The organism is Actinomadura sp. KC345 (assembly GCF_004348515.1).
Lineage (GTDB): Bacteria > Actinomycetota > Actinomycetes > Streptosporangiales > Streptosporangiaceae > Spirillospora.
In genome coordinates this window covers 31,498-41,273 of record NZ_SMKH01000031.1, presented here as the reverse complement: position 1 = coordinate 41,273, position 9,776 = coordinate 31,498, and the positions used below count along the sequence as shown (strand labels likewise).

At 72.9% G+C, this 9,776-nt stretch carries 9 protein-coding genes and 1 pseudogene; 8 read left to right on the top strand and 2 right to left on the bottom strand.

The window, feature by feature from the left end; genetic code table 11:
* Positions 1-181: pseudogene (locus E1281_RS40060) on the top strand (hypothetical protein); the annotation flags it as partial.
* 741 nt (positions 182-922) lie between these two features.
* Positions 923-1,615 (top strand): hypothetical protein, encoded by a 693-nt coding sequence (locus E1281_RS08125; protein WP_131876534.1) that lies wholly within the window; start codon positions 923-925, stop codon positions 1,613-1,615.
* A gap of 169 nt (positions 1,616-1,784) precedes the next feature.
* On the opposite strand, the gene E1281_RS08120 is transcribed toward E1281_RS08125, so the two are convergent.
* Both E1281_RS08120 and E1281_RS08115 read right to left on the bottom strand, forming a co-directional pair.
* Positions 1,785-2,879 carry a M20 family metallopeptidase gene (locus tag E1281_RS08120; protein WP_131876532.1) on the bottom strand — a complete coding sequence of 365 codons (1,095 nt, stop codon included), beginning with the start codon at positions 2,877-2,879 and terminating at the stop codon, positions 1,785-1,787.
* A gap of 15 nt (positions 2,880-2,894) precedes the next feature.
* Positions 2,895-3,920, bottom strand: a complete 1,026-nt coding sequence (locus E1281_RS08115) for a LacI family DNA-binding transcriptional regulator (RefSeq protein ID WP_207943174.1) — start codon at positions 3,918-3,920, stop codon at positions 2,895-2,897.
* 159 nt (positions 3,921-4,079) lie between these two features.
* Here E1281_RS08115 and E1281_RS08110 point away from each other — a divergent pair, with 159 nt between their 5' ends.
* From E1281_RS08110 to E1281_RS08085, 6 genes are read left to right on the top strand one after another with little or no spacing between them, the layout of a single operon-like run.
* Positions 4,080-4,946 carry a BtpA/SgcQ family protein gene (locus tag E1281_RS08110; protein WP_207943173.1) on the top strand — a complete coding sequence of 289 codons (867 nt, stop codon included), beginning with the start codon at positions 4,080-4,082 and terminating at the stop codon, positions 4,944-4,946.
* Complete coding sequence (locus E1281_RS08105; protein WP_131876528.1) at positions 4,943-5,908, top strand: carbohydrate kinase family protein; 966 nt, start codon at positions 4,943-4,945, stop codon at positions 5,906-5,908. Before E1281_RS08110 ends, E1281_RS08105 begins: the two co-directional genes overlap by 4 nt.
* Positions 5,905-6,918, top strand: coding sequence for a substrate-binding domain-containing protein (locus E1281_RS08100; RefSeq protein WP_131876527.1), 1,014 nt, complete (start codon positions 5,905-5,907; stop codon positions 6,916-6,918). Before E1281_RS08105 ends, E1281_RS08100 begins: the two co-directional genes overlap by 4 nt.
* Entirely contained in the window at positions 6,918-7,673 is a 756-nt protein-coding gene (locus E1281_RS08095; RefSeq protein WP_131876526.1) for an ATP-binding cassette domain-containing protein, read from the top strand. The genes E1281_RS08100 and E1281_RS08095 overlap by 1 nt, the downstream gene beginning before the upstream one ends.
* A complete protein-coding gene (locus E1281_RS08090) occupies positions 7,673-8,689 on the top strand; it encodes an ABC transporter permease (RefSeq protein WP_131876525.1) in 1,017 nt (338 codons plus the stop codon). Before E1281_RS08095 ends, E1281_RS08090 begins: the two co-directional genes overlap by 1 nt.
* Positions 8,686-9,756 carry a phosphotriesterase gene (locus E1281_RS08085; RefSeq protein WP_131876524.1) on the top strand — a complete coding sequence of 357 codons (1,071 nt, stop codon included), beginning with the start codon at positions 8,686-8,688 and terminating at the stop codon, positions 9,754-9,756. The genes E1281_RS08090 and E1281_RS08085 overlap by 4 nt, the downstream gene beginning before the upstream one ends.
* Positions 9,757-9,776: the final 20 nt, after the last annotated feature.

Here is a 9,776-nt window from a genome sequence, read left to right as displayed (position 1 = left end):
GTCCGGCCCCCAGGGCCCCGTGGCGGCCGTGGCCTTCGGGCAGCCCGCCTACGAGGAACCCGCCTACGGGGGGCCCGTCTACGCGGAGCCGCGGTTCGCTCCGCCGCCGCCCGGGACGCCGGCGTTCACCGGTGGAACCGGCCCGACTCCGCTCGTGCCATCGGTCTACCCGGCGCACTGACCCGCCGCTTCGCCGGGGCGCGCGGCGGACGCGACGTCGCCCGGCCCTCGGGGCATCAGGGACGCGGACGGTCCAGTGACCGATACGCACAGGCGCGCCGTTCAAGAAGCGGGTTCCCGGCCGCGTCAACGCCGCCGATAAAGGATCATGGTGTGCCCTGGACAGGGCCCGGATCCCACATCACGGATCGGGAACATTCACGGACGTGCAAACGCTGAACCATGAGCGGCCCTGCACGTGGGAGCCATGCGAGCATAATGATCTTTTTGTCCGGCGGCCGCGCCACGGACGAACCGGAAAAGATCTACCTGACCAAAGGTAAAGAAATCGCCCGTTTGGCGAAACCACGGTAATGCCGTATATAGTCGGCCCCAGGTCAGGGTCAAAGACCCGTTGACCTGCCCGAACGCCTAGCCGTCGCCTCCCGCCCGCCAGGCGGGATCCTCTGCGCCGAACCCACGGCCGTCCCATGCACCGGCCGTATCCGTGCGGGGCCAGTGAGCCCCCGGTCGGCGTCAATCTCCGCTTAACCGAAGCCCGCCTCATTGGCATGCCCGAAGACGTGGCGTGCGCCATTGGGTGCGAGCGCGGTCCGCCATGCCCGCGGGCCGGATCACGCGGATGAACCTCGCGGCGGCATCTCCCGAGTCCCGAGTCTCGGAGCCGTTCCCCCCTGCCCGGATTCCGGCGTACGCCGCCCGGCGCGGAACGGCAGCCCTGAACCCCGAACGAAGGAATTTCATGCAGCAGCGAGCGATCAATGCCGTCCTGACCGGTGTCACCGGTACCGCCCTCGCGGGCATGCTCGTGGCCGGTGTCGCCGCCGCCAGTGACGACTCCGCTCCCAGCGAGAAGCAGTTCCTCACGCAGGAGGCCGTGGCCGCCCAGCAGCACCGGCCCGGCGGCGAGAAGGCCACCGGCGGCGAGAAGGCCACCGCCGGCGGCGCCGAGAAGGGCGCCGAGAAGGGCTCCGGCGGTGCGGAGAAGCGCGAGGCCGGGACGTCCGCGTCCTCGGACAGCAAGCGTGAGGAGAAGGGCCCCGAAGTCCTGCTCAGCGGCAAGACCACCGCGTCCTACTTCTGGGACGACGGCTCCGGCGTCAATGGCGACACGGGTGCGCCGGCGAGCGGGGAGCCGATGCAGAAGGGCATGTTCGCCAGCCCGAGCTGGCCCATGCACACCAAGGTCAAGGTCTCCTACAACGGCCGCAGCGTGACCGGCTTCGTCGGTGACCGCGGGCCGGGCGAGCCCTCGCACCGGGGCATCATGCTCGACCTCGACACCTACACCTTCCGGTACCTGCTCGACGGCGGGAAGCCGGAGAGCAAGTACGAGGCCGGTGTCGGCGAAGGACACCTCGACGGCCTCAAGTGGGAAGTCCTCAAGTGGGGCAAGGGGGAGGGCAAGGGCAAGCCCAAGCCCTTCAGCCCCTGACAGGAGGCATGAGGCAGCTCACGACCGGTCCGTGACACGGCTCACGCCGGCGGACGCGAGCCCGCGCACCAAGCGGTCGTGAGGCCTCTCACAGACCCGGCACAGGGCTGCCGGTGCATGGAGAACGGGGATTCCCCGGGATCGCGAGATCACCGGGGGATCCCCGTACTCATCCGCCGACCGCCCGCAGGAGGCGGTGGAGAGCCTCCGCGGCCTCCCCGATGCGGGCCACCGAGCACGTCTCGTCCGTCACATGGGCCTGCTCCGGGTCACCGGGGCCGTAGACCACCACGGCGGGACCGCCGAGCTTCGCGGCCAGCACCGAGGCGTCGGTGAAGTAGGTCGCGTACTCGGGCGCTCCCGTGGACGAGCCGGGCGCCAGCAGCTCCACGGCCTCGGGCACGCCCGCGGCGGCGGGGTCGGTCGCCACACCCGGCAGGTCCACCATCCGCTGGAGTTCGATCCCGGGACCGCACAGCTCGGAGATCACCGCCACCGCGTCGTCGGAGCCGAACCCGGGCACGGTGCGGACGTCCAGGCGCATCTCGGCGTGGTCGGGCACCAGGTTCGGCTGAGACCCCGAATGGAAGGTTCCGACGTTCACCGTCGCGGGGCCGTGCGTCGCGCTCACCGGCCAGTCCCGGTGGCCGTGGACGCGGGCCGCCGCGGCGGCGAGCGCGGTGAGGGCGTTGCGGCCCAGGTCGGGCCGGGACCCGTGCGCGGAGACGCCGCGGGCGGTGGCCCTCAGCCACAGCGTGCCCTTGTGCCCGAGGACCGTCCGGTTGCCGGTCGGCTCGGCGACGACCAGCAGGCCGGTGGGGGTGAGCGAGGACGCGTCGAGAAGGGCGGCGCCGTCGCAGCCGGTCTCCTCGCCGAAGGTGAACACCAGCTGCACGGAGGCGCGGCCCTCCGCGGCCGCCCGTCTGGCGGCCACGACCTGGCAGGCGACGCCGGCCTTCATGTCGCTGCTGCCGCGTCCCAGCAGCCGCCCGTCCCGGACCTCGCCGCTCAGCGGGTCGAACGACCAGCCGGACGGATCGGCGGGCACCGTGTCCAGGTGCCCCGTCAGGGTGACCGGAATCCGCGCCGCGGGGGCCGGGGGCCGGGCGACGACATTGGCCCGCCCCTCGACGGGTTCCTCCACCCGGACGTCGAAACCGGCGCCGTCGAGCACGTCGGCGACGAGGCCGGCCGCCTCCCGCTCACCGCCGCCCCTGGTGTCGATCCGCACCAGCCGCCGCGCGAGGTCGACTGCCTCGTCCATCGTCCGCCCTCCCGTTCAGGCGCGCGTGCTCTCCCGGACGACCAGGCTCGGCACGAGCGCGATGTGCGCCGAGGGCCCGCGCGCCGCCCGTCCGTCGCCCCCGCCCTCCCCGGCGGCGGCCGCGGCGGCGAGGAGCCGCACGGCCTCCTCCGCGATCCGGTCCCGCGGCTGGTCGACGGTCGTCAGCGCGGGCTCGCCCAGGCGGGAGAACTCGATGTTGTCGTACCCGGTCACCTGGACCCGCCCCGGGACGTCGACGCCATGGGCGCGGCAGGCCCGGGTGACGCCGAGGGCGATCAGGTCGTCGGCGCAGACGATCGCGTCGGGTGGCGGGCCGTCCGCCGCGGCCAGGCGCGCGGCGGCGGTCTCGCCCCAGTCGACGCTGTAGTCGCCGAGCAGCACGTGGCCGGGGTCGACGGTGATGCCGAGGTCCTCGGCACGGCGGCGGAAGCCGGCGAAGCGCTGCTCGGTCGAGGAGTTGGTGAGCAGGGAGCCCACGAAGGCGGCCGACCGCGCCCCGCCCTCGTGCAGGTGGTCCATGACCTGGCGCATCGCGGCGATGTCGTCCACGCCGACCCAGTCGGTGCTGGTCCCCCCGACGAACCGGTCGAGCTGGACGAGCGGCAGCCGGTCGGCCGTCTCCTGCACGGCCGGGCCGCTCAGGGTGCCGTGGCTCGGGCTGACGATGATGCCGTCCACGTTGCGCGCGACCAGGGTGGCGAGGCGCCGGGCCTCGATCTCCGGGTCGGACCGGGCATCGCAGAGGAACAGTTCCTTGCCGTCCCGTCCGAGCGCGTGCTCGACGCTCTCCACCAGCGAGGTGAAGAACGGGTTGGAGATGCTCGGCACGACCATCCCGACGGTGTCGGTGCGGCTGTTGCGCAGCGCGCGGGCGATGGAGTTGACCTGGTAGCCGAGCTCGTCGGCGGCGCGCCTGACCTTGCGCTGGACGCCGGGCGAGACGGGTCCGCGGCCCGACAGCACGCGCGACACGGTCGCGGTGGAGACCCCGGCCGCCTCGGCGACCTGCGCGATCGTCACCCGCTGCAATCGTTTACCTTTCCAGAAGGTCCGAGAGTGCTCTGCACCCGATCACCAACGGTCGGGATGACTATACCCCCTTGACTGTCCTGGGGATCCGTATCTACGGTTCAGCTCAACCGGACTGAAATCGATTACACAGGAGCTGCCGTGGTGAGCGTGACCGGGAACGATCGGGCGCTGGGCGTGTTCCCTCCCAGGCGGAACGCCGTGGAGGAGCTGTTCGGCACCCCGAAGGTCGTCATCGGCGTCGTGCACCTGCCGCCACTGCCCGGCAGCCCTCACTACGAGGGCGTCCCGCTGGACGACATCTGCGCGTTCGCCACGGAGGAGGCCCGGGCCTATCTGGAGGGCGGCTGCCACGGCCTCATCGTCGAGAACCACTGGGACATCCCGTTCCTCAAGCCCGGCGAGCACGGTTATGAGACGGCCGCCGCGATGGCCGTCGTGACCGACCGCGTCCGGTACGCCACCGGAGGGCGCCTGGGCGTCAGCGTCCTGTCCAACGCCGCCGAGTGCTCGATCGCCGCGGGATGGTCGGGCGGCGCCGGGTTCGTCCGGGTCAACCAGTGGGCCAACGCCTACGTGGCCAACGAGGGCATCATCGAGGGGCAGGCGGCGCACGCCGCCCGCTACCGCAGCCGGATCGGCGCGGGGCCGGTGAAGGTCTTCGCCGACGTGCACGTCAAGCACGGAGCCCACGCGATCGTCGCGGACCGGTCGCTCGCCGAGCAGACCGAGGACGCCGAGTTCTTCGGCGCCGACGTGCTCATCGCCACCGGCTCGCGCACGGGCGACGCCGCCGCCCGGGACGAGGTCGAGGGCATCGCCGCGCACACGACGCTGCCGGTGGTCATCGGTTCCGGGATCACCGCCCGCAACATCGGCGAGCTGCTGCCCGCCTGCGACGGCGTGATCGTCGCGTCCTCGGTCAAGGACAACGGCCGCTGGTGGGGGCGGGTGGACGGGGCCAGGGTCCGCGAGCTGACGGCCGCCGCCGCCAGGGCGGGCGCGGTGCTGCCGTGATCGTGTTCTGCGGCTACGCCAACGTGGACCTGACGGTGGCGGTCCCGGTGCTGCCCGGGCCGGCCGCCCGCGTCCAGGCCACCGGCGTGCGGCGCGGCGAGGGCGGGATGGCGGCCAACGCGGCGGTCGCGGCGGCCCGGATGGGCGCCGCCGCCCGCTTCGCGGGAGTCGTCGGCTCCGACGCCGCGAGCACCGCGTTCCTGGAGGCCCTGGCCGCCGACGGGGTCGGAACGGACTGGACGGCGCGCACCGGCGTGCTCACCACGGCCGTCGTGCTGCTCACCCCCGACGGGGAACGTTCCATCATCAGCCAGGACGACGAGGTCACCATGGCGCACATCACGGGCGTCGCGGGGGCCGCCCGTGACGCGAACGCCGCCTGGCTGTACCTCGACGGCTACCGGTTCCCCGAGGCGGCGGACGTCCTCGGCGGCCCCGGCGGCCCCGGGGTCGTCGTCGACCTCGACGGCTGCGACGGGGCGGAGGCGATGCGCGCCGCGCTGCGCGTGGCCGACCACGCGCTGGTCGGGCGCGCCCAGGCCGCCGCGGCCCTCGGCGGCGACGGCGTGCTCGCGGCCGAGGCCGTCGCTCATCGGGTAAACCTGGTGGTCACGGACGGTTCGCGGGGCTGGGCGCTGTTCACGCCGGACGGCGGGCGGCACCGCGGCGAGGCGATCAAGGTGCCCGTGGTCGACGCCACCGGCGCGGGGGACTGCTTCGCCGGCGCCTACTGCGCCGAGCTCGACCGGGGCGCGCCGCCCCTCGGCGCGGCCCGCGTCGCGGCCGTCGCGGCGGGGCTGTCGTGCACCCGGCAGGGGGCGCGCGACGGCCTGCCCCGCCGCGAGGCCGTCCTGTCGTACATGGAGGCGGCCCGGATCGACGTCCACGGGGAGCAGGCCCGCCTGCGTCCGGACGCGAGCGGGGACCGCGCGCTCACCCGCCCCGAGGGAAAGGAGACATGATGCGACGGACGGTGCCCGCCGTCGTCGCGCTCGGCCTGCTGCTCACGACGATCGGCTGTGACACGCAGGCCAGGCGCGAGATCGAGGCGGAGGAGAAGGCCACCGAGCAGGGCCCGCCTCCGCCTCGGCGGATCGCGGAGTCCTGCGAGGTCGAGGGCCGCGCGCCGAAGATCGGAATCGTCCCGATCAACTTGCAGGCCCTGTTCTTCAACCAGATCATCACCGGCGCGAAGACGGTGGCGGCCCAGGCGGGCGCGCACGTGCAGATCGTCAACGGCGAGGACGACTCGACCAAGCAGGCCAACGCCGTCGACAACCTCGTCGCGGACCGGTACGACGCGATCATCGTGGACGCGGTGGACACCGAGGGCATCAAGCCGGCGATCCGCCGGGCGAAGGACGCCGGCATCCCGGTCGTCGCGGTGGACGCCACGGTGGACGACCCGGCCGTCTCCACCCAGGTCGGCACGGCCAACGCCGAGGGCGGCAGGCAGATCGCGGACGCGCTGCTGAAGATCTCCGGAGGCGGCGGCGAGATCGGTGTCGTCGGCGCGCTGAACAGCACGGTCCAGAACGAGCGGCAGAAGGGCTTCACCGACCGGGCCACCGCCGGCGGAATGAAGATCAAGAACGTGGTGGACGGCCGCAACGTCCAGGAGAACGCCCAGACCGCCGCCGAGAACCTGCTGACCGGGGCCCCGGACCTGCCCTACGCCTACGCCACCGGAGAGCCCGCGCTCATCGGGCTCGCGGCGGCCGTCGTCAGCCAGAACCGGACCGAGGACCTCAAGGTCGTCGGCTGGGACCTGTCCACGCAGGCGATGGACGGGCTGAGGGCCGGCTGGATCGCCGGGGTCGTCCAGCAGAACACCTTCAGTTTCGGCTACGAGTCGATGAACGCCGCGATCGATCTCGCGTGCGGCCGGTCCGCGCCCCGGAACGTGCCGGTGCCGACCCAGATCGTGACCCCCGCCAACGTCCGCGACTACCTCTACTACCTGGAGAAGTGATGAGCGAGAAGCCGCTGGTCACGCTGAGAGGGATCACCAAGTCGTTCGGCGCGGTGCGGTCGCTGCGCGGCGTGGACCTGACCCTCGCGCCGGGCGAGGTCCTCGGCCTCGTGGGCGACAACGGCGCCGGCAAGTCGACGCTGATGAAGGTGCTTGCCGGGGCGCTGCAGCACGACGCCGGGCAGATCACCATCGACGGGCGGGACGTCCGGTTCGCCAACCCGGCCGACGCGCGCCGCGAGCGGATCGGGATCGTGTACCAGGACCTCGCGCTCTGCGACACCCTCGACGTCGCGAGCAACCTGTTCCTCGGCCGCGAGCCGCGCAGGGGCCCGTTCATCGACCGCCGCACGATGCACCGGCGGGCGGCCGAGACGCTGTCGGAGCTGCACGTCCGCGTGAAGTCCACCTACCAGGAGATCGGGCAGCTGTCGGGCGGGCAGCGGCAGGCGGTCGCGATCGCGCGGGCCGTGTCGTTCAAGCCCCGCGTGCTCATCCTGGACGAGCCGACGGCCGCGCTCGCCGTCGCCGAGGTCCGCCAGGTGCTGCGGATGATCCGCGACGTCGCCGCGCAGGGCGTCGGGGTCATCCTGATCACCCACCGGCTGCAGGACCTGTTCGAGGTCTGCGACCGGATCACCGTCATGTACGAGGGCCGCAGCGTCGAGGACGAGCCGGTGTCCGCGCTGGACATCGAGCGGCTGGTCGCCATGATCACCCGTACCGGCGCCGAGCCCGCCGAGGAGGTCGCCTGATGAGCGTCCAGGCCCCGCCCGCCCCGACCGTCCTGGCCGAGACGCCGAGCCGGTGGGAGCGCGCGAACAAGGCGACGCTGGCCATGCTCGGCGTCACGCTCGTGCTGTTCGCCGGCTTCGGTCTCACCGCGGACAACTTCCTGACCTTCGACAACATGGCGAACCTCGCCACCCAGGTCGCGATCACGCTGATCGTCGCGGTCGCCATGACGTTCGTGATCACCACCGGGCAGATCGACCTGTCGGTGGGCTCGACACTCGCGTTCGTCGCCGTCGGCACCGCCGAGATGCTGAAGGCGGGCTGGGACTCGTCGGTCGTGATCATCGCCGCGGTGCTCGCCGGGCTGTTCTGGGGCGCGGTGAACGGCTGGCTGTCGGCCTACCAGAAGATCCCGCCGTTCATCGTCACGCTGGCGACCATGTCGGTGATCCGCGGGCTGGCGCAGCTGTGGACGGAGGGCTTCTCCGTCCCGATCGACCGGCGGCTCTACGTCGCCCGGATCGGGGAGGCGGAGTTCCTCGGCTTCTCGGCCCTGGCCTGGATCGCGCTCGTCACCGTCGTGCTCGGCGGTGTGCTGCTGGCGAAGACGCGCTTCGGAAGCTACGTCAACGGGATCGGGTCCCAGGAGGAGTCGGTCCGCCGCGCCGGGGTGAACACCGACCGGATCAAGATGATCACGCTCATGCTGGCGGGGGCGGCGGCGGGCATCGCCGGGCTGCTCACCGCGGCCCGGCTCGGCTCGGGCTCGGCGAACTCGGGGCAGGCCTTCGAGCTCACCGTGATCGCGGCGGTCGTGCTCGGCGGGACGCACCTGTTCGGCGGGCGCGGCACGATGGTCGGCAGCATCATCGGCGCGGTGATCACCGGTGTGATCGCCAACGGGCTGACCCTGCTCGGCGTGAGCCCGTTCCTCACCCCGATCGTCACCGGCCTGGTGCTGATCGCCGCGATCTGGATCAACCTGCGCGGCCGGTCGATCGCCGATCTGGCCGCGCACCTCATGGGCAGATCGTGACCGTCGCGGCGGAGGCGGCCCGGCGCCCGGTCACCGTGACGACGGTGACCGGGCCGGTGTCCAGCGCGGATCTCGGGCTCACCCTCACCCACGAGCACCTGCGCAACGACGTGCGCAAGGCGGTGCGGACACCGGACGATCCGGCGCTGTCGTTCCTGCGCGGCGCCCGGACGACCCCCGGCCTGGCGTGGCTGCTGCGCGAGCAGCCGTACGCCTGCCTGGACCACTGCACGCTGGACGACGACGCGGCGATGCTCACTGACCTGCGGGCGTTCGCGGCCACCGGCGGCGGGACCGTCGTCGACGTGACCCCGGGCGGCCTCGGCCGCGACCCGCTGGCGCTGTGGTCGTTCGCCGAGGACAGCGGCCTGCGCGTCGTGATGGGCTCCGGCTGGTACCTGGAGCCGTTCCACCCTTCGCACCTGTCGTCGGCGGGCGAGGAACGGCTGGCCGCCGAGCTGGCCGCCGAGTTCGCCGGCGGCGCCGGCGGCACCGGGATCCGGCCCGGCGTGATCGGCGAGATCGGGGTCTCGGCGGACTTCACCCCGGCCGAGCGCACCGCCCTGGGCGCGGCGGCGCGGGCACAGCGCGAGACGGGCGTCCCCCTCTACGTCCACCTGCCGGGCTGGCGGCGCCGCGCGCACGAGGTGCTCGACATCGTCCTGGACCGCTACGGCGTGCCACCGGGGGCGGTGGTCCTGTGCCACATGGACCCGTCCCATGACGATCCCGGCTACCAGAACTCGGTCGCGGACAGGGGCGTCTGGCTGGAGTTCGACATGATCGGGATGCCGTTCGCCTTCCCGGGCGAGGGGCAGTCGCCGGCTCCGCACGAGACCGCCCGCGCGATCGCGGGCCTCATCGGGCGCGGGCACGGCGAGCGGCTGCTGCTCAGCCACGACGTGTTCCTCAAGAGCATGCTCACGACGTACGGCGGCAACGGCTTCCAGTACGCGCCCGCGCTGTTCGTCCGGCGGCTGGCCGGGCTCGGCGTCCCCCGCGAGGTCGCGGACGGCCTCCTGCGGGCCAACCCCGCACGGCTGTTCGAGTCCGCCGCCGCGGGCTGACCCGCCCGCCTCCGGCGGGC